This is a genomic window from Hymenobacter puniceus (assembly GCF_014333525.1).
Lineage (GTDB): Bacteria > Bacteroidota > Bacteroidia > Cytophagales > Hymenobacteraceae > Hymenobacter.
In genome coordinates this window covers 753,917-779,925 of record NZ_JACSCX010000002.1, presented here as the reverse complement: position 1 = coordinate 779,925, position 26,009 = coordinate 753,917, and the positions used below count along the sequence as shown (strand labels likewise).

Genomic DNA, 26,009 nt, shown 5'->3' with positions numbered 1-26,009 from the left:
GTTGCCGCGTTTCCTGCCACAAAAAAACCGGGCGCCCCGCGAGGAGACGCCCGGTTTTTTTGTGGCAGGAAACAGGTTACTTTGGGGTGCTTAGCGGCTGATTTCCACCCACCCTTTATAGGTTCGCTTGGTGTTGTTCACGTCACTAAATTCTACGTCGGCCTGGTAGAAGTAAACACCTTCCACTACCGTCGAGCCGGAGCTACCTTCGGCGCGGCTGCCTCCGTTCCACTTAATCAGCGGCTCCTTGTCGCTCTCATAGATCTTCACGCCCCAGCGGTTGAATACCCGGAAGTTGGTACGGCGGATCGGCGTGAATACTTTGGGCCGGAACGTGTCGTTGAGGCCGTCGCCGTTGGGCGTAAACACGTTCGGCAGCAAGAACAACTGGCAGTCTTCTTTGCACTCCACATTGCTACGCACGCTGCGGATACCCGTAGAATCCACGGATTGTACGGCGTAGCAGCCGGCTTCCGAGGTAAGGTTGCGGTGCAGGTAGCTCATCTGGTTGCCAGGCACCGACGTCAGGAAGCGCAAGGAATCCGTAGGGTTGGCGGCGTAGAAAATGTTGTACGACGCAATGCCCCGGCTGCAGTCAGGTGGCGTAGCGCCCAGCGTCCAGCTCAGCACGTTGGTATAAATCGGGCCGGAGGCTGGCGTAGCCGGCAAATCAAACAGGCGCGTGGCCAGACTGTCGCAGTTGGGCCGCTTGAGGCTCAGGACGGGCGGGCACGGAATAGCCTGCAACGGAATGCACTGCTGCTGGCTCAGGTTGATCAGCGGGTCGATGATGGCCGGGTTGCTGTAGGTGCCGTTGGTCGAGACGTAGTAGCAGTAAACCTGGCCTTTCACCAACGGCCGGGCCGTGGTTCCCTGATCCACATACGTGCCGCCGGCGTTGGTACCCGTGACGGTGGCAATCTGCACAAACTGGCTGCCCGCCCCCGGGTCGCGGCGGAAGATGGTGGTGGGGCGGCGGCTGTTGTCCCACGGCACGTTATAGGTCCAGCGCAGCGTGATACGGTTGTTCTGCGGATCGGGCGTGCCATCTACGCGCACACTAGAAGCGGGAGCTGCCGTTTCCGTAACCGTGCCCGAGCCTGGCTGGGTGGTGGCGTTGCTGATGAACTCCAGCCGGTAGATATAGGAGCGGGTTTGAGTATCGAGGTTGTTGTCCACGTACACCGTGTCGTTGGGCCGGTCTACGATGCGGGCAATTTCCGTGAAGGTCGCCGTACTGCTCTGGCCAGTGGCCCGCAACAAACGGTATACCAGCGGTGCATTAAACGTGTTGATAGGGCCGGGCTTGGTCCATTTCACCGTGATGCGACCAGCTGTAGGAGAGGTAGCGTCCACCGTGACATTGGTGAACACGGCCGACCGGCCCGCGAAGCTCACGCAGGCCTCCTGCGAAGCCAGGCTCTTGCCCCCGGCCGGCAGCGGAAACTCCACATAAATGCGGTAGCAATACGTTCTGCCCCGCTGCAACCCCTGGCCGTTGTTGGTATCCACGTACGATAGCAGGTCGCCGGTAGCTGGTGGTGTTGGATACGTCAGGGTTTCAATCAAGGTGTAGCCGGCCGAGGCCGGAATGCCGGTCACGCAAGGGCCGGAAATAGGGGGACCCGGGTTTTCCCGGCGGAAAATCAGAATCCGGGCACCCGGCCGCTGGCAGACGTAGCTGTTCCAGGTAAGTACCGCGTTGTTGCCCTGTCGGATGGCCTGCAGATTCTGCGGTGCCGGCCCGATTACCGTAATGTTCCAGACGCGCTGGTCGATCAGCACCGGGTTACCGCCAGTAGGCTGGTCCTCGGCCGTGAAGCTCACGCGGATAGGCTGCGCGGCAATGTTGGAGCAGTCCGGTGTCCAGCGGAACGTGCCAGCCGCCGTAGGCGGGCCAGCAGAAGTCTGCGTGAACGTAGCCGGCGGCAGAATACCACTGTTGGCCGTAATTCTGACCGGGTTGCGGTCGGCATCAGTAGCCGTCACGTTGCCCGTCACCAAGGTGCCGGCCACCACGCAGATATCTGGCGGAATTGTAAGAATCGGGCGCTGATTAGCCGTGCCGCGCACGTTGATCTGCATGTCGCGAATCACCGTACCGATCAGGCGGCGGCCAAACTGCGTGCGTCGGTACTCACGCACTTCAAATGCCACATTATACTCCCCCACCGTGCCCGGCGAGTTCCAGATGATGGTACCCGTGACTGGGTTTTGCTGAAAAATCGATTGAGCTCCGGGCACGCCAGTGGGGTTGCCACTAGGCGGGTCATTGTATTGCACCTGCTGGCCGTTATTTGCACCAATCAGCTGATTGGGCACTACGTAACCAGTAGCGTTAGCAGGACTTGGCACGAAGCAGGGTGCAGTAGGCCCACTGATGCCGCCGGGCACCTGCTGGCTGGGGCGCAGCACGAAAGCCAGGGAGTCGCCATCCGGATCAAATGCCGCCGGATTGTGCAGAAACACTTGCCCAACCGCCGCATTATCGATAGAAGGCTTAGTTAGGATGGCCGAACGGTTGCGGCCCAGACCCGGGTCGAGGGTGAACGTAGTGGATATGTAAAAGCTTTGCTGATCAGAGTTGGCCATGTTCAGCACGCCTACGTTGCGGTTTTCACCGATATAGTGCACAGTATAGGTGCCTACAGCATTGTACGTGTGCTCGAAAACATACACGTTGCGGTTGGTTTCGCCATTTATTACCGTCACCGACTGGCGCTGAATCTGCTGTGGTGCGCTACAATCACCAAAGAAAATCGTGACAAAACGCTCGTCTGGAATAGGACCAACGGGCGTCTTCTGGAAGAGAATCATCTTGAAGAAAACCCTGTTTGGGTTAAAGCTGGGCCCGATGGTGGTATCTACCTTGGCTTGAATGTCGCCGGCCCGCAAGTGGGTAGCCTGCGCTTCAGGTGTAACCCAGGCCAACAACGCCACCAATAACACCAGCCACGGCCCACGCCGTGCCAGCCAGAATAGTAAGGAAGAAATCATACGTCTGCGCAGTAAAGAGAAAACAAGGTTACTGGCCCGAGGATGCCAGTGAAATCATACATAGCAGTCCAACAAAAATCCTGCCTGAGAGGTTACTCAACCGAAGCCTGTTCACCAGTCCGTCTAACGGCATTCCGGACGGATAGATTCACGTAAGATAACGACTGGGATGGAGACTTTATTTGGATTGTTTCCTAGCGGGTCGGCCCGTACCTTTGGCTGATTCACCGACCCCACCAAACCCTTTTTCTCGCTCCTATGAGTTGGATTAGTAACACGTTTTCCAGCAGCATCGGCCGCAAAATCGTTATGGCCGCCACCGGTCTGTTTTTGTGCTCTTTTCTGGTAGTACACTTAGCTGGCAACTTCCAATTATTTAAAAACGACGGCGGTCTGGCTTTCAATGCCTACTCCGAGTTCATGAGCCACAACACCATTATCCGGATTCTGGAAATCGGACTGGTACTAGGATTTGGGGCACACATCTACCAAGGCATATCCTTGGCGCTTAAGAATAAAGCTGCTCGCGGCAGCCGCTACGTTTCCGACCATATCGAGCAAAACAGCCCCTGGCATGCCCGCAGCATGGCCGTGCTGGGTAGCATAGTGCTCTTCTTCCTGATTGTGCACCTCTATAACTTCTTCGGCACGCTGCGTTTCGGTGAGCCGCTGAAGGATTCGCAGGGCAATGAAAATGCCTACGCCCTTGTAGTTGACGCGTTCCGCAACCCGTTGTATGTGGCACTGTACGTGCTGGCACAGGTAGCCCTGCTTTACCACTTGCTGCACGGCTTCCAGAGTGCTTTCCAGACGCTGGGCCTCACGCACCGCAAGTACACGCCCGCCATCAAGCTGTTGGGCATTGTTTTCTCCGTTGTTGTCTGCGCCGGCTTTGCTGCCATGCCGATTTACTTCTACTTTTTCAACTAACTCCACCCAAGCACGCCTATGTTTCCGGACTCCAAAATTCCCGAAGGTCCCTTAGCCGAGAAGTGGGAAAAGCATAAGTTCAACGTCAAGCTCGTTAACCCGGCCAACAAGCGCAAATACGATGTCATCGTAGTAGGCACTGGTTTGGCTGGTGGCGCAGCGGCTGCTTCGCTGGCGGAGTTGGGCTACAACGTAAAAGCCTTTACCTACCACGATTCGCCCCGCCGGGCGCACTCCATTGCTGCGCAGGGAGGCATCAACGCTGCCAAAAACTATCAGAACGATGGCGACTCTGTGTTCCGCCTGTTCTACGATACCATTAAGGGGGGTGACTACCGGGCCCGCGAAGCCAATGTGTACCGCTTGGCGCAGGTGTCGGTGAACATCATCGACCAGTGCGTAGCGCAGGGCGTTCCGTTTGCCCGCGAATACGGCGGCCTACTGGCTAACCGCTCCTTTGGTGGTGCCCAGGTAAGCCGCACGTTCTACGCCCGCGGCCAGACTGGCCAGCAGTTGCTACTCGGCGCCTACTCGGCTCTGTCGCGCCAGATTGCTTACGGCAAAGTGAAAATGTACACCCGCTCCGAAATGCTGGACGTGGTGGTAGTTGATGGTCAGGCGCGCGGCATCATCACGCGCAACCTGATTACCGGCGAAATCGAGCAGCACGCGGCGCATGCGGTAGTGCTAGCCACTGGTGGCTACGGCAACGTATTCTACCTGAGCACCAATGCCATGTACTGCAACGCTACTGCAGCGTGGCGGGCACACAAGAAGGGCGCCTACTTCGCTAACCCCTGCTTCACTCAGATTCACCCAACCTGCATTCCGGTTTCCGGCGACTACCAGTCGAAGCTGACGCTTATGTCAGAGTCGCTGCGGAACGACGGCCGCGTGTGGGTTCCGAAAACGGTGGAGATGGCCGAACGGATTCGCAAAGGCGAAATCAAGGCGTCTGACATTGCCGAAGACGACCGGGACTACTTCCTGGAACGCAAATACCCGGCTTTCGGCAACCTGGTGCCCCGCGACGTAGCCTCGCGCAATGCCAAGCAGATGTGCGACGAAGGACGCGGCGTGGGAACAACCGGCCTGGCCGTGTACCTCGACTTTGCCGATATCATCAAGCGCACCGGCGCCGATGCGGTAAGCCAGAAGTACGGCAACCTGTTTGCTATGTACGAGAAAATCACTGACGAGGACCCGTACAAAGAGCCAATGCGCATCTATCCGGCCGTACACTATACCATGGGTGGCCTTTGGGTGGATTATAATCTGCAAACCACCATCCCTGGCCTGTATGCCACGGGTGAGTGCAACTTCTCTGACCACGGTGCCAACCGCCTTGGTGCTTCAGCGCTGATGCAGGGTCTGGCGGATGGCTACTTCGTAATTCCGTACACCATTGGTGATTATCTGGCCTCTACGCCTCCCAAGCCTGTTACGACCGAGCATCCGGCCTTCAAGGAGGCTGAAGCCGACGTGCGGGCCCGCGTGCAGAAGCTGATGAGCATCAACGGTACGCGCACTCCCGATGATTTCCACAAGCACTTAGGACACCTGATGTGGGAATACTGCGGCATGGCCCGCAACGCGGAAGGGCTGAAGTACGCCAAAGGCGAAATCCAGAAGCTGCGCAAAGAATTCTGGAACGACCTAAAGCTGACCGGTACCGAAACCGAGCTAAACCAGGCCTTGGAGAAAGCCGGCCGCGTAGCCGACTTCCTGGAACTGGGGGAGCTAATGATGGATGACGCCTTGAACCGCAACGAAAGCTGCGGCGGCCACTTCCGCGAGGAATATGCCACCGAAGAAGGTGAAGCCAAGCGCGACGACGACAATTATGCCTATGTAGCTGCCTGGCAGTATGTTGGCGATAATCAGCCGGAGATTCTAAACAAGGAAGAGCTGTCGTTTGAGAATGTCAAGCTCACGCAACGGAGCTACAAGTAGTAGTAAGTAGCAGGGAGTGTGCAGAACACTCGGCACACTCCCTGCCACTCACTACCCAATCCCCACTACTCGATACCCCTGAAATACAATGGCCGGAAGTAACCCCAACGCCAAACCAATGAACCTCACGCTGAAAGTATGGCGGCAGAAAAGCCGTACTGCAGCAGGCGGGATTGTAGATTACCAGGTAAAAGATATTTCGCCCGAAATGTCCTTCCTGGAAATGCTGGACGTGCTGAACGAGGACCTGTTGCGCAAAGGTGATGAGCCTGTTGCCTTCGACCACGACTGCCGCGAAGGCATCTGTGGCTCGTGCAACCTGTTCATCAACGGCCGTGCGCACGGCCCCGAAACGGGCACTACCACCTGCCAGCTGCACATGCGCAAGTTCTCCGACGGAGACACCATCGTTATTGAGCCTTGGCGCGCCAATGCCTTCCCCGTAAACCGCGACTTGAGCGTTGACCGTTCGGCCTTCGACCGGATCATTCAGGCCGGCGGCTACGTCAGCGTAAACACCGGTGGCACGCCCGACGGCAACGAAATTCCGATTCCTAAGGAAATTGCCGACCGTGCTTTTGAAGCCGCTACCTGCATTGGGTGCGGTGCCTGCGTGGCATCGTGCAAGAATGCGTCGGCTATGCTGTTCGTTTCGGCGAAGGTGAGCCAGCTGGCGTTGTTGCCCCAGGGCCACGTAGAGCGCAAAACCCGCGTGGAAAACATGGTGGCGCAAATGGACAAGGAAGGTTTTGGTGCCTGCACCAACATCGGCTCGTGTGCAGCAGAGTGCCCTGTGGGCATTTCGCTGGAAAACATTGCCATCCTGAACCGTGAATTCCTGGCGGCAAAAGCAACTTCCAATAACCTCGTGTAAGGTTTACGGTTAGTGTTATCAGCGTCAACAAAAAAGCGAACCGGCCTGCCGGTTCGCTTTTTTGTTGACGCTTTCCTGGCAGGGCAATTAGAACGCAAAGATTTCGTCGTCGCCCAGACGTAGAATCCGCGTTAGTTCTTGCGTTCTGGCTCTTACTTCTCACTCTCCCCCATGATTACCATTATTGTCGGTACCAACCGCCCCGATTCCCGCGCCCAGCGCATTGCTAACTTATACGCCAGCCTGCTCAGTGAGCTGCAGGCTGAGCACCAGATTCTGGATCTGGTAGAGTTGCCTGCCGACGTCAGCGTATCGGCGCTCTATCACAATACTGGCCGCCACGACACATTCAACCGTCTGGCCGACCTCGCTGCCGCCGCCGACAAGCTGGTATTTGTGGTGCCGGAATACAATTGCTCGTTTCCGGGCGTGCTGAAAACCTTCATTGATGGCCTCCCCTACCAGGGCGGTATCCGGGGCAAGAAAGCGGCTTTGGTTGGGCTGGGAACCGGCGCCCAGGGCGGCCTGCTGGCCCTGAGCCACCTCACCGATGTGCTGATGTACCTGAACACTGCCGTATTGCCGGCTCGGGTACGCCTGCCCTTCATCGACCAGCATCTAACCGCTGAAGGCCAGCTGACCAATGCTTTCTACACACAACTGTTGCAGGACCAGGCAGCACAGCTCGTCGCTTTTTAGCCTTACCCCCTACTGAGAAGCTGCAATGCCGCACTGCCAGAAGTTGTGTGGCCGGGAAAGAGTTTCTACTTTACTGTAGTATAAAGCTTTCTGGCAGATGCTTTTACGGTGTTTCTGACTCAGCCTTTCTACCAGCCTTGTATATGCGTCGTTACCAGTTTCCCTCTTTGACATGCGTGGCTTTAGGTAGCATGATGGCCTTTTTTACCGCGTGTAAGAAAGACGAAGCGGCTGGCAGCCTGACGCTGAACGTTAGCAACATGGTAGGAAATGAGGTGCTGGAGCTTAGCCGCCCGGTGCCTTACCGCACATTGGCTGGCGACGAATTTACGGTCACTACCTTTCGCTACTACCTCTCTAATATCAAGCTAAAAAAAGCAGACGGCTCGGAGTTCGTGCAGCCGGAAAGCTACTATCTGCTCGATGAAGCGCTGCCAGCTTCCAAAAGCATTACCATTTCCAATGTTCCGGCTGGCACCTACACCAGTGTGGCTTTCACAATCGGGGTAGACAGCGCCCGCAACGTGACGGGGCCTCGGACCGGGGCACTGGAGCCGAGTGACATGCTCTGGGTATGGAACACGGGGTATATCAACACCAAACTGGAAGGACGCTCGCCCCAGTCGCCCAACACAGCCATCATTTTTCACGTGGTCGGCTTCAGCAGTCCCACCAATACAATCCGTTCCGTAGCACCAAGCTTGAACGGAAGCGCGCTGCAGATTGGGCAGGGACGCACTGCGCAGCTACAGATCCGGGCTGATATTCTGAAGATGTTTTCCGGCCCCCACCCTATCCGGTTTGCGAGCATCTACAACGTAATGGGTGGCGCTAATGCCAAGCTGCTGGCTGATAATCAGGCTGCTGACATGTTTACGGTAAGCGCCGTCGGGCAGTAAGCTCTCTGAACCGGTAGCATTCCTTCCAGGACGTTGTTAGCTCAGACAGCTTCTTGCTATTACGCTGCCTGCCAGTGAATATTCAAGTAGCTACCGTAAATCCCGCAGACGGCGTCCTTGCTGGCGCTGCCAGAGACCGTGCTTGGCCTGGCCTACCATCTGGGCGCCGTAGATGCCGCGGTGCCCGGAAAACAGGTAACTCACCACGCAGGCCAGCCCAGCGTATAGGCCGCACTCGTGCCCGAACAGCTCCATGGCCAGCAGGGTGCAGGCCAGCGGCGTGTTAGCAGCTCCGGCAAACACCGCCGCGAAACCCAATCCCGCTAGCAGCGGCATAGGCAGCGGCAGTACCAGCGCCAGGGCGTTGCCCAACGTGGCGCCCACGAAAAACAGCGGCGTCACTTCTCCTCCTCTGAAAGCAGCACCCAGCGTAAGCGCCGTAAACAGGATTTTCAGCGCGAAAACATATACCGGCAGCGGCTCCTGGAATGCCTGCACGATGGTAGGCACCCCTAGCCCGCTGTAGCGCGTGGTGCCCGCCACCCAAATCAGCAGCGCCACCACGGCGCCACCCACTACCGGCCGTAGCGGCGGCCAGCCAATCAGGCGCTTGTAGAACGCCGATACCAAGTGTGTGGCCCCGGCAAACAAGCGCCCGGCCAGCCCAAACGCCACCCCGGCCGCGGCGGCGCTCAGCAGCGGCAGCGGTGCAATGGCCGGCACTGCCAGCAACGGATACGCTGTATGCCCCACGCCCCAGGCCCGCGTCACGTAGTCGGCGGCGGCAGCGGCCAGGAAGGCGGGCAGCAAGGCATCGTAGCGCAGACGGCCCAGCAGCACCACTTCCAACCCAAACACAGCCCCGGCCAGCGGCGTCCCGAATACCGAAGCAAATCCGGCGCTGAGGCCGGCCAGCAGCAGCAACCGCCGCTCGCGGCGCCGCACGAGGCGCGGCCAGCGGCTGAGTTGGTCGGCAAGGGCGCCGCCCATCTGCACGGCCGTCCCCTCGCGGCCCGCCGAGCCCCCAAACAGGTGGGTGAGCAACGTGCCCACGAGCACCAGCGGCACCATGCGCAACGGCACCGGTTGAGTGGGTCGGGTTATTTCATCGAGCAGCAGATTATTGCCGCTTTCCACGCTTTTTCCCCAGTAGTAGTAAAGCAGCCCCACCAGCAAGCCACCTACCGGTAGCAGTGCAATAATCCACGGATTCAGCTCCCGCCAGTTAGTCACGAAGTCGAGCGCCACCAGAAAGCCCGCGGAAGCTGTACCGGCCAGCCCACCGATGATGGCACTCAAGAGTAGCCAGCGGCAGCCAAACAGAAACAGCAAACGATATTCGCGCAGCAGCGCACCAAAACGGACAACCATAGCAAGCAAAACGGGCCGCCTACTGCGGCCGGCCGGCCCAAAGTACGCAAATGGCACTCACACGTGCACCTAGCGTACTCGCAGCCATTGGAAACGAAACGGACCAATTGCCGCGTTGAAAACACATTGTGTATCTTGAGTTTTCCTTCTCACTTCGTTTCTGCTGGTTTACTGATGACTGCCCGCCTGCGCTTCCGCCTGCCGCTATCCGGTTTGCTGCTGTTGGCCGCGGCTTGCGGTAAGGATGCAGTAGCCCCGGCTCCACCTGCTCCGCCCGTAGCGCCGGCCACGCCCTACACGCTGGTACTGCCCTCGCAGCTGCCGCAGAACGTGGTGCTGCCCGCCAATAACCCGCTAACCGTGGAAGGCATTGAGCTGGGCCGCAAGCTGTTCTACGAAACCCGGCTTTCCAGCACCAATACCATGTCGTGCGGAAGCTGCCACCAGCAAAGCAAGGCCTTCACCGATGGCCGCGCGCGGGCCATCGGGGTCGACGGCGTTGCGCATCCGCGCAACACTATGTCACTGGTGAATTTGCTCTGGGAGCCCAACCTGAACTGGGATGGCTCGGCTACCGCCCTTGAAGCCCAAGCCCGCACGCCCATCGAAAACCCGGTGGAGCTGCACCAGTCGCTGGCCATTGGTGTTGGCAAGCTGCAGCAAACCACGCTCTACCCGCCCCTGTTTGCACAGGCTTTCGGCTCGACTACCATCACTGAAGCCAATGTGCTTAACGCCTTGTCTCAGTTCGAGCGGACCTTGATTTCGTCGAATTCCCGCTACGAAAAGTCACTGCTGGGGCAGGCGGTGCTTAGTGCCGACGAGCGGGCGGGCCGCATCCTGTTCTTCAACCATCCTGGCGAAGGCGGCGACGCCACGGCCCGCGGCGGCTCATGCGACCATTGCCACAACGGCAGCAACTTCCTGTTCACGGCCAGCCGCCTCGGCACCACCCAATACTTCAACAACGGCCTCGACCTGACTTTCACCGACCAGGGGCGGTTCAACGTGACGGGCCAGAACGCCGACCGGGGCCGGTTCCGTGTGCCTACCCTGCGCAATATTGCCCTGACCGCCCCTTACATGCACGATGGCCGGTTCCAAACATTGGAGCAAGTGGTGGATCATTACAACGAGCACATGCGCAGCAACAGCCCCAACGTCGACCCGATTCTGCTGCTTTCCAACACCAACGGCGGCACCAAGCTCGACCTTACCACCACCGAAAAGCGCCAGCTTGTCGCCTTCCTCAAAACACTCACCGATTCTACGTTCATCCAGAATCCACGCTTTTCCAATCCGTTTTGAAGTTTATTCTCTCTTCTCCACTAAGGCTAATTTGCCGATTATGCGCGCTGCACCAAGTGTTCAACTGGCTGCTGGCAGTGGGCTTGGCAGCAGGATTAGCCGCCTGCTCGGTAGCATCTCACAACCAACTCAGTCCTGACCGGGAGCCTGCCGCCCCGCGCTACGTTGCTCCCGCCGATACCTCCCGAATAGATTCTGGGTCTTTACAGACACCACGCTAACTGAACATGCAAACAAGCAAAAAGGGCCGCTGAGAATATCTCAACGGCCCTTTTTGTTTGCTTAATTCGATAATTAATCGACGTTGTCGTGCAGGAACCGGTTGTCGCCCAGCAGTTCGTTGTCGTCGGAAAGGTTGAAGCGGCTGATGTTGCGCTCCGACGAAGGCGTTACGTTCTCCAGCTTCACCTGGCGGCGCAGGTAAGCCGGGGTTTCCAGTTGGTCCTTGATGGCGTCGTTGGTGAGGCCGTTGCTCAACTCCTGCAAGCGGCGGCGGCGCTCATCAGCACGGGCATCAAGGGCCGGGCGGCCTGCAATGGGTGGCGCGGGCTGGGTAGCCTGGTATACTACCGGCTCGGGTGCAGGCGACGAGGGCGCGGACACTGGCGGCACCTGCCCTGTATAGGGCGACGTCTCCAAATCAAACTTCACCGGCTCGGGAGTAGCCGCTACCGGCTGCGGAGCACTCGTGAAGGAAGGCACTACCGGCGCCGACGATACGTCCAGCGGCTCTTTGTTGAATACGTTCAACTGAGGCTCTGGCTGCGGCAAAACGGGCTCCTCTTCCCGCACCGGCACCGCCGTGATGGTGTGTGCCTCGCGGGCAAAACCCGTGGCAATTACCGTCACGCGGATGCTCTGGCCCAGGGTAGCGTCGATGCCGTGGCCGAAAATCACCTCGGCGTTCTGGCCCGCTTTATCTTGGATGCACTCCGTAATTTCCGTCAACTCATCCATCTCCAGCTCGGCCTGGTCGCCAGACATAATGCTGAGCAGGATGCGCTGGGCACCGTGAATGTCGGTGTTGTTGAGCAGCGGCGAAGCCAAGGCTTCTTCGGCCGCACGGCGGGCGCGGTTCTCGCCTTCCGTGATGCTGCTGCCCATTACGGCCGCGCCACTGTCCTTCATGACCGTTTTCACGTCCTCGAAGTCCACGTTTACATCAGCCGTAACGGTGATGATTTCAGCAATGGACTTGGCGGCCGTGCTCAGCACGTTATCTGCCTTAGCGAAAGCCGAGCGGATGGGCAGGTTGCCGTAAATCTCGCGCAGCTTATCGTTAAGAATTACCAGTACGGTGTCGCAGTTTTCGCTGAGTTCCTTGATACCGTGCTCGGCCTGCTGACGCTTCTTTTTGCCTTCAAACATAAACGGGGCCGTCACTATCCCCACCGTGAGGATGCCCAGCTCCTTGGCTACTTTAGCAATAACCGGCGCGGCACCTGTACCCGTACCACCGCCCATGCCGGCCGTGATAAACACCATTTTGGTGCCGTTGCTGAGTAGTTCCCGGATTTGCTCGCGGCTTTCGATGGCGGCTTGCTTACCCCGTTCAGGATTGGCGCCGGCTCCAAGGCCTTCCGTCAGATCCAAACCAATTTGCAGGCGGTTGGGCACCGTGGAGGATGCCAAGGCCTGCTTGTCGGTGTTGCAAATGACGAATTCCACGTCCTTGATGCCCTGGCTGAACATGTGGTTGACGGCGTTGGAGCCGCCTCCACCCACGCCAATCACCTTGATGATGGACTTGGACTGCGCCGGGATGTCGAATTTATAGTTCATTGGTTGAGGTCTTAGGGACTTGGGTGCTTAGGGTCTTGGATGAACATGTAGGATCAGAAAAACCACGACCCTCAGCCCCCAAGGCCCCAATTACCTAATACTGCTTATCGTCGAAATCGTCGATGAGCAGGCCTTTGGTGCGGCTGATGATGTCCGACAGGAATTTGCTGGCACCAGAAGGCTTTTTGGGTTCAGCAGGCTTGGCGGGCTCCGCTTTAGCTACGGGTTGCGCAGCCGGAACAGAAACTGCCGGCTGATAGTGCGGCGTGGCTACCTGACGGGTTTCCTGCTCCTGCTCGTAGTTGCGGTTCAGGCGCTCATCGAGCGAGCGGTAGCCAGTCAGGACAAGACCCACGGTGGTAGCGTACATCGGCGACTTAACGGCTTCGATTTTGCTCTTGCCGAGGTGCTCGTTGGGGTAGCCGATGCGGGTGTCAAGGCCCGTGACATATTCCGTGAGTTGCACCAGGTTCTGGAGCTGCGAGCCGCCGCCCGTCAGCACGATGCCGGCTGCCAGCTTATCGGCGTGGCCCGTACGCTGAATCTCAGCATACACCAGCTCGATGATTTCCTCCATCCGGGCCTCAATGATATAAGCCAGATTCTTGAGGCTGATTTCCTTGGGAGCCCGGTCGCGCAGGCCGGGGATGCTCACGATTTCGTAGTCGGAAGCTTCCTCGGCAATGGCTTTACCGAACTTCACCTTCAGCTGCTCGGCCTGGTTCTGCATCACCTGGCAGCCCAGCTTGATGTCGCTGGTCACGATGTTGCCGCCAAACGGTAGCACCGCTGCGTGGCGGATGATGCCGTCCTTGAAGATGGCCAGGTCGGTGGTGCCGCCGCCAATGTCAATCAGAGCCACGCCGGCTTCCTTCTCCTCGTCCGACAGCACCGACATACTGGAAGCTAGCGGCTCCAGAATCAGGTTGTCGATTTCGAGGCCGGCCTTCGTGACGCACTTGTTGATGTTGTTGATAGCTGTGCTCTGCGCCGTGATAATGTGGAAGTTGCCTTCCAGCCGCACGCCCGACATACCCACGGGGTCCATAATGCCTTCCTCGTAGTCGACTTTGTAGTCCTGGGGCATCACGTGGATGATCTGCGAGCCGGGAGGCGTCACGAGGCGGTACATGTCGCCGGTGAGGCGCTCCACGTCTTCCTGCGTGATTTCATTGTCGGCCGAGGCGCGCGTGATGCTGCCGTTGTGCTGCAGGCTCTTGATGTGCTGCCCGGCAATGCCCACGTTCACCACGCCGATATTGATACCGGACTGCTCTTCTGCCTGCCGGATGGCCCGCTTGATAGCATCTACGGTCTTGTCGATGTTAGACACGATACCGCGCACAACCCCCTCCGACACGGCTTTGCCCATGCCCAAAATTTCGAGCTTGCCGAATTCATTTTTGCGGCCTACAAGGGCGCAGATTTTGGTGGTTCCAATGTCGAGGCCGACTACAATCTTATCGTGCTGCATGGGGAGGATGTCGGGGAAAGCTGGCAGAGAGGTGCGTGTGGGAGCAGGTGTAGAAAGGCAAAAATAGCCTTTTCAAGATAACAGAGCGAGAAAATCTCACTCACAGATTATCTGGTCTTTGAATTCGATGTTGACGCGGTGGTACGTGTCCCAGCCCAGGGCCGGGGGTATTTGTCGGTAAAATACCATCAGTTTCGCAAATTTCTCCGAAATATTCTCAGGAAAACCAAATTCTACCTGCTGGTCTCCTATTTGTTGGGTGAAAGAAACCTTGCCATTGGGGGCAATAAAGACCTCCGCCACCTGTGCCCGCCAAAACGAATGCTCGTCGATGTAGCGCAATAGCTCCAAGTAGCGCTGGCCCGTGGAATCTTGGAAAAAGCCGGCCGACAGCGGCTGGCCGCCCGGCCGCGCCACCGGCACTACCCGCGCCGTAAACAACGATGAAAGCGGCAGCTTGTGGCCGTCGGCATCGAGGTAGGAGTCCTGGCGGGTGTCGGCGTGCACAAGGCGTGCGATAGGGCGGTTCTGGCGTACGTCGGCGTGCAGGTTGCCGGCCAGGTCGCGGTACACCTGGGCGTCCTTCACGAAGCTATGCGCTTTGAGGCGAGCTTCCAGGGCGGGCAGGTTGAGTTCTTCGGGCGTGGTGCCTTCCAGGCGCTGCTGGCCGTCGCGGGTGAGCAGCGCCGTTACTTCCCGCTCGCTGATGAAAAAGTTATTGAACTCGTTGCCGATAGTGACAACCACCTGGCCCACGGGCCGGCTGGCCTGGCGCACGCCGGCAAACACGGCCAGCCCACCCAGCAGCACGAGGCAGCCAGCGGCAAACAGCACGTTATTAACCTTACGCTTGAGTTCCATGCCAACGAAGATGTAAAATATTCTTTAAACGCGGTACTAACTGGTCAATATCACCGGCTCCAACGGTAGCCAGCACGTCGAAATCTTCGTCTAGCTCAACACTGGCAAGAATTTCGTCGCGGGTCTGCAACGATTTTTTAGGGGCGGTTATTTGGGACAAAATCAATTCCGACGTGACGCCAGGCATCGGCAGTTCCCGGGCCGGATAGATGTCCATCAGCACCACTTCATCGGCCAGGCTCAAACTTTCGGCAAAGCCCGGTGCGAAGTCGCGGGTGCGGGAGAACAGGTGGGGCTGGAAGACAACGCGCAGCCGACGGCCCGGATACAGCGCCCGCACAGAACGCAGGAAGGCCTCTATTTCGCGTGGGTGGTGGGCATAATCGTCGAGATATACCTGGGGCGCGGCCGGCGTGCCAGCCGTCAGGATGAACTCGAAGCGGCGCTTTACGCCCCGGTAGGCTGCCACAGCCGCTTGCAGGGCCGCTGGCGCCACGCCTTCCAGCTGGGCTACGGCGGCGGCGGCCATCATATTCTCCACGTTGTGGAAGCCCGGCACAGCCAGCGTGAGGCCCGGCACCGTGCCCAGCGGCCCGTGCAGATTGAAATGAAACTCGTGGCCCTGAGCCGTAATATCAGTGGCGTACAGCTCTGGCCCCTGCTCCTGCGACAGGCCATAACGAATCACCTGCACACCAGCGGGCGCGGCGGCGGCCACGCTGGGGTCGGCGGTGTGATTGATGAGCAGGGTCCCGCCAGGCTGAATCTGGCCCACAAACTGCCGGAACGACTCTACCAACGACTCTTTGTCGCCGTAAATATCGAGGTGGTCGGCGTCAGTGCTTGTGACGATGGCAATGGTGGGGTGCAGCGTCAGAAAGCTGCGGTCGTATTCGTCGGCTTCCACTACTACCGGCGCCTCGGGGTGGCCGGCGGGTGGCAGCAGCAGATTGGAGCCCAGATTCACGCTAATACCGCCCAGAAACGCCGAGCAGGGCACGCCGGCGTGGTGCAGCAGGTGCGCTACCATGCTGCTGGTGGTGGTTTTACCGTGGGTGCCAGCCACGGCGATGGTGCGGTGGCCCTGCGTGAGCACACCCAGCACCTGGCTGCGCTTCCGGATGTCGAAGCCGTTTTGGCGCAGCCACGCCCACTCCTGGTGGTCTTTTGGAATGGCCGGTGTCAGGACTACGAGCGTATTGCCGGGGTTCAGGCGAACTTCAACCGGAATCTGGTCTACGGCATCCTCGAAATGCACGGCAATGCCTTCGGCCTGCAGCGCGTCGGTCAGGGGCGTGCAGGTTTTGTCGTAGCCCGACACTTGGTGGCCGTTGGCCCGAAACCAACGGGCCAGCGCCGACATGCCGATGCCGCCAATGCCAAGGAAGTAAACGAGCTGTTTCAAGTGAAGTGACAGGTGAAGGGTGACAGGTAACAGGTGATTAGGTGATGGAGTAAGTCGTTGGCCGTCATGCTGAGCTTGCCGAACCATCTCTACTGCTTCGTTATAGCACTATTTGATTAGCCAGAGGTAGAGATGCTTCGACTGCGCCTCCGGCTTCGCTCAGCATGACGTACTGTAGTTACTGCTTTACCAGCTTCAGCAGCTCATCTACAATGGCGCCTGTGGCTTCCGGGTGAGCCAGCTGGCGTACGTTGGCGCTCAACTGCTGCTGTTGCGTGGGGTTCTGCAATAGCGCTAGGGCTTCGTCGTAGAGGCGGGTGGCAGCTTCGGTGTCATGCACCAGCAGGGCGGCGTTTTTGCGCACCAGGGCCATGGCGTTTTTAGTCTGGTGGTCTTCGGCCACGTTGGGCGAGGGCACCAGGATGCTGGGCTTGCCTGTGAGGCACAGTTCCGACACCGACAGCGCCCCGGCCCGGCTCACCACCACGTCGGCGGCGGCATAGGCCAGGTCCATGCGCTGCACGAACTCCAGCGCATGCTGGCCGGTGGCGGCGTAGGGCGCGGCTTGCTCCCGGGCCTGCGGGTAGTAGACTTTGCCGGTTTGCCAGAGCAACTGCACGCCGGCGGCCTGCAGGCGCGGCAACGCGGCAGCCGTGGCCTGGTTGAGCGTGCGGGCACCCAAACTTCCCCCAATTACGAGCAGCACCGGCCGGCTGGCATCAAGCCCGAAGAAGGCCAAGGCCTCGGCGCGGTTGCCGGTGGCAATTTCAGTGCGCACCGGGTTGCCGGTAAGTACAAGGCGGTCGGCGGGGAAGAACTTGCCCATGCCGTCGTAGGCCACGCAGATCTTGTTGACCCGCTTGGCAAGCAGCTTGTTGACGAGGCCGGCGTAAGAGTTCTGCTCCTGAATGAGGCTGGGAATGCCGCGCGAAGTGGCGGCCAGCAATACCGGCGCCGAAGCGTAGCCGCCCACGCCCACCACCGCGTCAGGCCGGAACTGCTCGATGAGCTTGCCGGCTTTGCGCACCGCCCGCATCACCTTGATAGGAAACATCAGGTTTTCGGGCGTAAGGCGGCGCTGCAGGCCGCTGATGTCGAGGCCCACGATTTTATAGCCAGCTTCCGGCACGCGCGTCATCTCCATGCGGCCGTTGGCGCCCACAAACAAGATTTCGGCGTCGGGCAAACGGCGGCGCAGCTCGTTGGCAATGGCCACTGCTGGGAAGATGTGGCCTCCGGTACCGCCGCCGCTGATGATGAATTTCATGTAGTTGTCAGTTGTTGGTTGTCAGTTGTCAGGCTGGTGGCAGCTATTCTCCGAAACCCGGACTAACAACCAACAACTGACAACTAACGGCTTACGCATACGCCGTCTTCCTTGGAATCCGCACGGTGTCGGCGGGTTCACCCACCACAGGGCGGATTTCCCGCTCGCCGCGGCTTACGCTCAGGATAATGCCGACGCTGATGCCGGTGAAGATGAGCGAGGTGCCGCCCATACTCAGCAGCGGCAGCGGCAGGCCCGTAATCGGGCCCAGCCCCACGGCCACCCCCATGTTTACCATGGCTTGCAAGACCAAACTAAAACTCAGCCCCGCCGAGAGCAGCCCCCCGAACGCGCCGTGGCTGTTTACCACCGTCAGCAGCCCTCGATACAGAAAGGCGAGGTATAGAAACAGCACCGCCACGCCGCCCACGAGGCCATACTCCTCGATGATGACAGCGTAGATGAAGTCGGAATACGGGTGGGGCAGAATGTTGCGCTCGGTGCTGTTGCCGGGACCTTTGCCCGTGACGCCGCCCGTGGCAATGGCTATGTAGGAGTGCTCCAGCTGAAACGGCACCGGCTTGCTCTTGTCGGTGAAGCTCTCAATGCGCGAAAGCACAGTTTTGTAGCGCTGCCCCGAAGCCAGCCCCACGCCGCCTACCACTACACCAATGGCCACCATTATGGCCATTTGCTTGAGCGGCACACGCCCAATAAACATGAGCAGCAAGCAAGTAACAAAGAGCAAAAGCGCTGTGGATGCGTTACTCAAAATGATGATGCCGCAAATCACGCCCACCCACAGCATCACAGGTAGCAGCGTGGTTTTGTAGTCCTGCACGTTTTGCTGGCGGCGGCTGAGCATGGAGGCCAGGTGCGTAATCAGCGCCAGCTTGGCTAAGTCGGAGGGCTGAAAAGTCTGATTGATGACCGGGATGGTCAGCCAGCGCGAAGCGTCGTTAAGAGTGGTGCCGCCCATGAAGAACGTGAACAGTAGCAGCGGTACCGAGGCCAGCAGCGCATACAGCGACAGGCGCGAGTAGTTGCGGTAGTCGATGCGGTGGGCCAGCCACATCAGGGCCAGCCCCGCGAAAATCAGGCTGGTATGCTTGAACAGAATCATCTCCGACGACCCGGCGCGGCCCCGCAGCTCGTTTTTGTACGCCAGCGTGCCCGTGGCCGAGTACACCACGGCCATGCTAATCAGCGAAAACAGAATCACGATGCCCCAGAGCACCGGGTCGCCCTTCAGGTTCTGCCGCAGCCAGTTTTTGATGATGTCCATGATGATTGGGGCTTAGTACTTAGTGCCTAGTGCTTTAGTGTCGGGCGCGTGAAGCGCCACCGTTATTCGTTGGCCTCCTCCTGAGTGAGGTCGTCGCGGTACTGGGCCACGGCCGCCGCAAACTGCCGGCCCCGGTCCTCGTAGTTTTTGAACAGGTCGAAGCTGGCGCAGGCCGGCGAGAGCAGCACTACGTCGCCTTCTTCGGCTAGCGCGGCGGCGCGGCGCACGGCCGTTTCCACGCTGCGGGTTTCCTCGATGTGCGGCACCACGTCGCCGAAGGCTTCGCGCAGCTTTTCATTCTCCACGCCAAGGCAGATCAGAGCCTTCACGCGGGAAGCTGCCAGCGGCACCAGGGAGGTATAGTCGTTGCCCTTATCGGTGCCGCCCGCAATCCAGACGATGGGCTGATGCAGGCCGTCCAGCGCGTACCAGGCGGCCTCCACGTTGGTGGCTTTGGAGTCGTTGATGAAGCGCACGCCCTGAACTTCGCCCACGGGCTGCAGGCGGTGGTCGGCGTTGTGGAAGGTGCCGAGGCTAACTTCAATCTGCTTTTTTTCCAGGCCCGCCAGGCGGGCGCACAGCATGGCGGCCAGCATGTTCTGGCGGTTGTGCTGCCCGATCAGGGGCGAGGCGGCCACGCTGATTTTCTCGGTTTTGCTGAAATACCCCGGCAGCATATCTACGCACACGTCTTTTTCATCGATGTAGTAGGCGCCCAGCTGATAATCGGGGCGGTGATGCAAACTGAACGGCATTTGGTTGACCGGCCGGAGCGCCGCCTTGAAGTAGCGCTGGATGTTTTCGTCGTCGGCGTTGTAAACGAAGTAGTTGCTGCTGTCCTGGTTGCGCACGATGCGCAGCTTGGACTGAGCGTATTTCTCCAGCGAATACTCGTAGCGGTCCAGGTGGTCGGGCGTGATGTTGAGCAGCACCGCAATCCAGGGCTGGAATGCATAGGTGTCGTCGAGCTGGAAGCTGCTCAGCTCCACCACGTAGTACTCGTACTGGTCCTCAATCACCTGCTCGGCCAGCGAGAAGCCCACGTTGCCGGCCAGCCCCACCTTGTAGCCCGCTTCCTTCAGCAAATGGTGCGTGAGCAGCGTGGTGGTAGTTTTGCCGTTGGTGCCCGTGATGCAGATGCACCGGGCTTTGGTGTAGCGCCCGGCCAGCTCAATCTCGGAAATAATAGGCGTGCCCTTCTCCCGCAATGCCTTAATAACGGGCGCTTTCTCCGGGATGCCGGGGCTTTTCACTACCTCATCGGCCTTCAGCACCTCTGCTAGCGTATGCTGGTCTTCCTCGAACGGAATGCCGGCCGCGTGAAGCTTCTCCTTGTATACAGGCTGAATCGGGCTTTGGTCGGAAACGAATACGGAGTGCCCTTTGGCGTGCGCCAGCAGCGCCGCCCCTACCCCACTTTCCCCGGCTCCCAAGATGACGTAGTGCATAGTTTCGTTTTTTACAAGGTTCCTGCAAGGCCGCAGAGTCGTTCCAGAACGACTCTGCGGCCTCTGCGGGAACTATCATTAGCGCAATTTCAAAGTAACCAGCGTCAGCACGGCCAGCATGATGCCCACAATCCAGAACCGCGACACAATTTTGGATTCGTGGTAGCCGAGCTTCTGGTAGTGGTGGTGCAGCGGCGACATGCGCAGCAGACGGCGGCCTTCGCCGTACTTGCGCCGGGTGTACTTAAACCAGCTTACCTGCAGCATCACCGACAGGTTTTCAATCAGAAACACCCCGCACAGCACCGGAATCAGAAGCTCCTTACGCACGATGATGGCCAGCACGGCAATAATGCCGCCGATGGCCAGCGAGCCGGTGTCGCCCATGAACACCTGCGCCGGGTAGCTATTATACCACAGGAAGCCCACGCACGCCCCCACAAAAGCGGCGCAGAAAATCACCAGCTCCCCGGAGTTCGGGATGAACATAATATCCAGGTAGTCAGCCAGCAAGGCGTTGCCACTCACGAAGGCGAAGATGGCCAGTGTGGTGCCGATAATGGCCGAAGTGCCCGCCGCCAGCCCGTCGAGGCCGTCGGTGATGTTGGCGCCATTGCTGACAGCCGTGATGATGAGGATGACGATGGGAATGTAGAAAAAGGCGTAGTACTCGTTGAAGAAGTCGCCGGCCGTGGCGAACAGGTCGCCGTAGTTGAGCTCGTTGTTCTTGAGGAAGGGCACCGTCGTAATCATCAGCTTCACATCTTGGTAGATGGTGCTGGCATCCACGGCCGAGGCCTGGCCGTTGGCCAGCAGATACTGGCGCACGGTCACATCGTTGGAAAAGAACAGCACCCAGCCCACCGTGAGACCCAGACCCACCTGCCCCATGATTTTGAAGCGGCCGGCCAGCCCTTCCTTGTCCTTCTTGACTACCTTAATATAGTCATCCACGAAGCCAATCAGCCCAAGCCAGACGGTACTCAGAATCATGAGCACGATGTAGATGTTGTCGAGCTTGGCAAACAGCAGCACCGGCACCAGAATGGCCAGCAGAATGATCAGTCCACCCATAGTGGGCGTTCCTTTTTTCTCCATCTGGCCCTGCAAACCCAGGTCGCGGATACTTTCCCCGATCTGCTGGCGCTGCAGCAGCCGGATCAGCGGCGCCCCGAAGTACTGGGCAATGATGAGCGAAGTGACGATGGCCAGCGCCGCCCGGAATGAGCTGTACTGCATCACGCCCGTGCCGGGCACGTGATGCACTTTATATAAGTAGTTGAAGAGGTAGTACAGCATGGGCGCGAGGTCAGCAGGTTGCGGTCAGAGTGGTGGCAAGCTGCAAAGGTTCCAGTTTTTCGGGGTTCGGCAAGCGTTGCGTTTGTGTTGATTTTGGTGTAGGGCTGGCTGTCAGAATAATAAGAAAGCAAGTCAAATCAGACCGTCATGATGAGCGAAGGCGGAGCTGGAGCCGAAGCATCTCTACCGCTTCGTTGAATTACTTGCGCAACGAAGTGGTAGAGATGCTTCGGCAAGCTCAGCAGGACGTTCATGAGACGGTCAGACCTACTTGCCCAGCAGCTCAAACATCTCCTGCAATACTCGTTTATCGTCGAAATCGGCTTTCACGCCTTTCACTTCCTGGTAGGTTTCGTGGCCTTTGCCGGCTACCAGCACAATATCGTTGGGTCCGGCCAGCGTGACGGCGGTTTTGATGGCTTCGCGCCGGTCAGGGATGGTCAGGACTTTGGCTAGGTCCTGCACTTTCACGCCAGCCTGCATCTGCACCAGAATAGCGTTGGGGTCCTCGAAACGGGGATTGTCGGAGGTCAGCACCACCCTATCGGAGCCCTGGCAGGCCAGGTGCGCCATGATGGGGCGCTTGGCATCGTCGCGGTTGCCGCCGCAGCCCACCACCGTAATTACCTGCTGCGTAGGCTGGCGGATATCGGCAATGGTCTGGAGCACGTTTTCCAGCGCGTCGGGCGTGTGAGCGTAGTCCACGATGCCGGTCACGCGGGTTTTGTCGGACACGACAGGTTCGAAGCGGCCCGGCGCCGACAGCAGCCCCGATAGCACCGTCAGCACCTCCAGTGGCTCCTCGCCCAGCAACACCGCCGCGCCATACACGGCCAGCAAGTTGTAGGCATTGAACACCCCAATCAGGCGAAACTGCGCGTCGTGTCCGTCGATTTCCAGGTGCAGGCCGTGCACGGCGTTTTCAATCAGCTTGGCCCGGAACGTGGCGGCACTGCGCAAGGAGTAGGTTTCGCGGCGGGCAGCGGTGTTTTGCAGCATCACCATGCCGCGCTTGTCGTCGGCGTTGGAAAGCGCAAAGGCCGTTTTGGGCAGCATGTCGAAAAAGCCCTTCTTGGCTTTCAGGTAGTTGTCGAACGTGCCGTGGTAGTCGAGGTGGTCGTGGGTGAGGTTGGTAAAGATGCCCCCGGCGAAGCGCAGCGCCGTGGTGCGGTGCTGCACGACGGCGTGGCTGCTCACTTCCATGCAGGCGTGCGTGCAGCCGGCTTCCACCATGCGGGCCAGCAGCTCGTTGAGCCGGATGGAGTCGGGCGTAGTGTGAGTGGCCGGAATCACCTGCTCGTCAATCTGGTTTTGCACGGTGCTCAGCAGGCCGGTGTGGTAGCCCAGCTCACGCAGCAGCTTGTGCAGCAGTGTGGCGCAGGTGGTTTTGCCGTTGGTACCGGTCACGCCAATCAGCGTGAGGCTGCGCGACGGATGGCCGTAGAAGGCCGCCGCCATGTGGGCCATAGCCGCGGCCGAGTCGGGCACCTGCACGTAGGCGGTGGCCGGATGCAGCTCGGCGGGCAGCTGCTCGCATACCACTGCGGCCACGCCCTGCGCTACGGCTTTCTCAATGAACTGGTGCCCATCGGTGGCGGCGCCGCGCAACGCGAAGAATACTGCGCCGGGAGCGGCCTGCCGCGAGTCCAGCGTGAGCTGTTGCACCAGCACGTCGGTGGGGCCATGCTGCGACGTCACGGTGACGTCGGCGAGCAAGGCGAAAAGTGGGGGCGTTATTTCGGGCTGATTAGGCAAGGTCGTTCATTTGTTTTTAGCCCGCAGAGTCGTTCTAGCTCTTTTTAGGCTTGGCGGAGGCGGACTGCTGCGCTGTGGCTTTTGGGTCAGGCGTTTTCCTAATGGGCGCAGCTGTGGCCGGCGTGGTGCCGGCCAGGCGGGCTTTGGCTTTAGCAGCCAGGGCGCGGGCTTTGGCGTCGAGGTCGGTGTCGATGGGCGTGAGCAGCTTGTTTTCGGCCAACTGGCTAGGAGCCGGGGCCGCTACCGGTGCAGGCCCCGCCGAGCGCTGCCCAATGGGTTCTAGCGCCAGCACTACCACCGTGCCGCGCCGCGCCATTGTGCCCGCCGCCACAGACTGCGCCTTCACGCGGCCCGTGCCCTGGGTGCGCACGCGCAGGCCCCGGTTTTCCAGCAGAAACAGCGCGTCGCGCAAAGTGAGGCCCGTGACGTTGGGCACCCGGCCGGGCTTCACAGCCAGGGGCTGCAGAGCCAGTGTTTCCGAGTTGCTGTCGGCAGCCAGAGGCGTGCGCACCCAATCTTCATCAGGAGCGGCGCCTTCGCTTTTCACGCCAATTTGCTCGCACACCAGCCGCAGCTCGTCTTGCATACCGGCCGGGGCATAGGGTAATTTGGCTTTCTGCACCGCAGCCCGGGCCAGCAGCGGCCGTTGGCTGGCGGCGTCGCGGGCCATGGCTTTGTCGGCCACTTCCCGGAATACCGGCGCGGCTACGTCGGCGCCGTAGATACGGCCTTTCTTGGGCGAATCGACCACCACAATGCAGCTGTACTTGGGCTTCTCGGCCGGAAAGTAGCCACAGAAGCTGGTGGAGTACACCTTAGTATAGGCACCGTTCTTGAACTTCCAGGCAGTGCCGGTTTTGCCGGCCATCGTGAAATCCTCGCTGCGGATACCGCGCGCAGTACCCTCGGTCACGACGCCTTCCATCATGGCTTTCATCTTGGCCAGCGTTTCGTCGGAGCAGATTTTGGGATTCAGCACGGTGGGCTCAAACCGCTCCAGCACCTTGTCTGCCTGCTTGATTTCGCGCACTATCATCGGCTGCACCTTCACGCCGTTGTTGGCCACGGCATTGTAGAAGGCCAGCGTCTGGAGCGGGGCCAGCTTCAACTCGTAGCCGATGCTCATGGTGGTGAGCGAAGTACGGCTCCAGCTGCGGTCCTGTGGGTCTTTCACGTAGGGCCGTGCCTCGCCGGCCATCTGGAAGCCCAGCGGCTTGTGCAGCCCGAAGCGCTTGAGGTGGTCGGCGTAGCGCTGGGGCTGCTTGCTGAACTGCCGGTCCACGAGCACGGCCACGCCGATGTTTGAGGATTTCTCGAACACCTGCTTGATCGTGATTTTGCCGTAGCCGTGCGAGTCCGTCTTCACGGCTCCGCCGATGTACATGCGGCCGTTGCCGGTGTCCACGATGTCGTCGAGGGCGAGGTCGGGGTTTTCCTCGAACAGGGCCATCATGGAGGCCAGCTTGAACGTGGAGCCCGGCTCTGTGCGGCCCTGGTCGGCAATGGCGTAGTTGTAGTCTTCGCGGTACACGCCCTCGGCCACCTTGCCCAGGTTGGCCACAGCCTTGATTTCGCCGGTCTGCACTTCCATCAGAATCACGCAGCCGTACTGGGCATTATTGTCCACCAACGACTTGTAGAGGGCATTTTCGGCCACGTCCTGCAGGTTGATGTCGAGCGTGGTTTGCACGTCGTAGCCCGGAATCGGCTTCACCTCAGTGCCGTCGTAGATGGGCTTGTTGCCGCCGGGCAGGCGCTCAAACAGGGCCTCGCCGTCTTTGCCGGCCAGATGGCGGTTGAAGGTGAACTCCAGGCCCGCGCCGTTCTTGTCTTCGTTCACGAAGCCGATGGTGCGCTGCGCCAGCCCGCCAAACGGCCGGAAGCGCTTGTCCACCTTCTCGAAGATGACGCCGCCCTTGTTTTTGCCTTCCCGAAAAATCGGCCAGTTGGCTAGCTCCTTCTTTTCCTGATAGTTGATCTGGCGTGAGTTCAGGCGGATGTAGCGCACCGACGGCTTGGCCAGCCGGGCGTTCTTGAGCTTGCGCTTGTACTCCGATACGCTCCGGTCGCCGAAGAAATGGGCCAGCTGAATGGCCAGCGAATCCACGTCCTGATTGAACACTTCCCGGTCTACTACGCTCGGGTCCCAGGCCACCCGGAAGAAGGGCAGCGAGGTAGCCATGATGCTTTTGCCGTCGTCGGCGAGGATGGTGCCACGGGTGGCAAACACAGGCTGGTACACCACGCGGCGTTCCTGCTCCAGGGCGCGCCACTTTTCGCCTTCCTTGAACTGGATGTTGGAAATCTTCCAGACCACCGCGCACGAAAACAGGCAGACGCCCAAAAACGCCAGCCGTACGCGGGTAACGATGGATTTTTTAACGCTTCCTTTCATGGTTTTG

The 26,009-nt window shown here is 59.4% G+C and carries 18 protein-coding genes; 6 read left to right on the top strand and 12 right to left on the bottom strand.

Annotation, left to right across the window (positions count from 1 at the left end; translation table 11 throughout):
• Positions 1-90 precede the first annotated feature (90 nt).
• A complete protein-coding gene (locus tag H8B14_RS08445; RefSeq protein ID WP_187315174.1) occupies positions 91-2,997 on the bottom strand; it encodes a T9SS type B sorting domain-containing protein in 2,907 nt (968 codons plus the stop codon).
• Between the two features lie 258 nt (positions 2,998-3,255).
• Here H8B14_RS08445 and H8B14_RS08440 point away from each other — a divergent pair, with 258 nt between their 5' ends.
• The 5 genes from H8B14_RS08440 (at position 3,256) to H8B14_RS08420 (ending at position 8,352) form a co-directional block, all read left to right on the top strand.
• Positions 3,256-3,927, top strand: coding sequence for a succinate dehydrogenase cytochrome b subunit (locus H8B14_RS08440; protein WP_187315173.1), 672 nt, complete (start codon positions 3,256-3,258; stop codon positions 3,925-3,927).
• A gap of 18 nt (positions 3,928-3,945) precedes the next feature.
• Positions 3,946-5,880 carry a fumarate reductase/succinate dehydrogenase flavoprotein subunit gene (locus H8B14_RS08435; protein WP_187315172.1) on the top strand — a complete coding sequence of 645 codons (1,935 nt, stop codon included), beginning with the start codon at positions 3,946-3,948 and terminating at the stop codon, positions 5,878-5,880.
• Positions 5,881-5,998: 118 nt separating this feature from the next.
• Positions 5,999-6,754, top strand: a complete 756-nt coding sequence (locus H8B14_RS08430; RefSeq protein ID WP_187315254.1) for a succinate dehydrogenase/fumarate reductase iron-sulfur subunit — start codon at positions 5,999-6,001, stop codon at positions 6,752-6,754.
• A gap of 171 nt (positions 6,755-6,925) precedes the next feature.
• Positions 6,926-7,453, top strand: a complete 528-nt coding sequence (locus tag H8B14_RS08425) for an NADPH-dependent FMN reductase (RefSeq protein ID WP_187315171.1) — start codon at positions 6,926-6,928, stop codon at positions 7,451-7,453.
• Between the two features lie 191 nt (positions 7,454-7,644).
• A complete protein-coding gene (locus H8B14_RS08420; protein ID WP_187315170.1) occupies positions 7,645-8,352 on the top strand; it encodes an MbnP family protein in 708 nt (235 codons plus the stop codon).
• Positions 8,353-8,442: 90 nt separating this feature from the next.
• Here H8B14_RS08420 and H8B14_RS08415 read toward each other — a convergent pair whose 3' ends face one another.
• Positions 8,443-9,723, bottom strand: a complete 1,281-nt coding sequence (locus H8B14_RS08415) for a chloride channel protein (protein WP_187315169.1) — start codon at positions 9,721-9,723, stop codon at positions 8,443-8,445.
• 174 nt (positions 9,724-9,897) lie between these two features.
• Between H8B14_RS08415 and H8B14_RS08410 the strand changes: the two genes are divergently transcribed.
• Positions 9,898-11,031, top strand: coding sequence for a cytochrome-c peroxidase (locus H8B14_RS08410; RefSeq protein ID WP_187315168.1), 1,134 nt, complete (start codon positions 9,898-9,900; stop codon positions 11,029-11,031).
• Positions 11,032-11,325: 294 nt separating this feature from the next.
• Here the strand turns inward: H8B14_RS08410 and ftsZ are convergent, their stop codons facing one another.
• The 10 genes from ftsZ to H8B14_RS08360 all read right to left on the bottom strand — a co-directional run bounded on the left by ftsZ (position 11,326) and on the right by H8B14_RS08360 (position 26,002).
• Positions 11,326-12,813 (bottom strand): cell division protein FtsZ, encoded by a 1,488-nt coding sequence (gene ftsZ / locus H8B14_RS08405; RefSeq protein ID WP_187315167.1) that lies wholly within the window; start codon positions 12,811-12,813, stop codon positions 11,326-11,328.
• A gap of 94 nt (positions 12,814-12,907) precedes the next feature.
• Positions 12,908-14,287 (bottom strand): cell division protein FtsA, encoded by a 1,380-nt coding sequence (gene ftsA, locus H8B14_RS08400; protein ID WP_187315166.1) that lies wholly within the window; start codon positions 14,285-14,287, stop codon positions 12,908-12,910.
• A gap of 96 nt (positions 14,288-14,383) precedes the next feature.
• Positions 14,384-15,148: a cell division protein FtsQ/DivIB gene (locus tag H8B14_RS08395; RefSeq protein ID WP_187315165.1), complete on the bottom strand. Its 765-nt coding sequence runs from the start codon at positions 15,146-15,148 to the stop codon at positions 14,384-14,386.
• Positions 15,132-16,553: a UDP-N-acetylmuramate--L-alanine ligase gene (gene murC / locus H8B14_RS08390; protein ID WP_261989937.1), complete on the bottom strand. Its 1,422-nt coding sequence runs from the start codon at positions 16,551-16,553 to the stop codon at positions 15,132-15,134. Before murC ends, H8B14_RS08395 begins: the two co-directional genes overlap by 17 nt.
• A gap of 178 nt (positions 16,554-16,731) precedes the next feature.
• The gene (murG, locus tag H8B14_RS08385) at positions 16,732-17,820 is read right to left on the bottom strand and encodes an undecaprenyldiphospho-muramoylpentapeptide beta-N-acetylglucosaminyltransferase (protein WP_187315163.1); all 1,089 of its coding nucleotides are present in this window, start codon (positions 17,818-17,820) and stop codon (positions 16,732-16,734) included.
• A 91-nt stretch (positions 17,821-17,911) separates the two neighbouring features.
• A complete protein-coding gene (locus H8B14_RS08380) occupies positions 17,912-19,105 on the bottom strand; it encodes an FtsW/RodA/SpoVE family cell cycle protein (RefSeq protein WP_187315162.1) in 1,194 nt (397 codons plus the stop codon).
• 62 nt (positions 19,106-19,167) lie between these two features.
• Positions 19,168-20,553 (bottom strand): UDP-N-acetylmuramoyl-L-alanine--D-glutamate ligase, encoded by a 1,386-nt coding sequence (gene murD / locus H8B14_RS08375; protein ID WP_187315161.1) that lies wholly within the window; start codon positions 20,551-20,553, stop codon positions 19,168-19,170.
• Between the two features lie 78 nt (positions 20,554-20,631).
• Positions 20,632-21,852: a phospho-N-acetylmuramoyl-pentapeptide-transferase gene (gene mraY / locus H8B14_RS08370; RefSeq protein ID WP_187315160.1), complete on the bottom strand. Its 1,221-nt coding sequence runs from the start codon at positions 21,850-21,852 to the stop codon at positions 20,632-20,634.
• Positions 21,853-22,119: 267 nt separating this feature from the next.
• Positions 22,120-23,568: a UDP-N-acetylmuramoyl-L-alanyl-D-glutamate--2,6-diaminopimelate ligase gene (locus H8B14_RS08365; protein ID WP_187315159.1), complete on the bottom strand. Its 1,449-nt coding sequence runs from the start codon at positions 23,566-23,568 to the stop codon at positions 22,120-22,122.
• 73 nt (positions 23,569-23,641) lie between these two features.
• On the bottom strand, positions 23,642-26,002 hold the full coding sequence (locus tag H8B14_RS08360; protein ID WP_187315158.1) for a penicillin-binding protein: 2,361 nt from the start codon (positions 26,000-26,002) through the stop codon (positions 23,642-23,644).
• Positions 26,003-26,009: the final 7 nt, after the last annotated feature.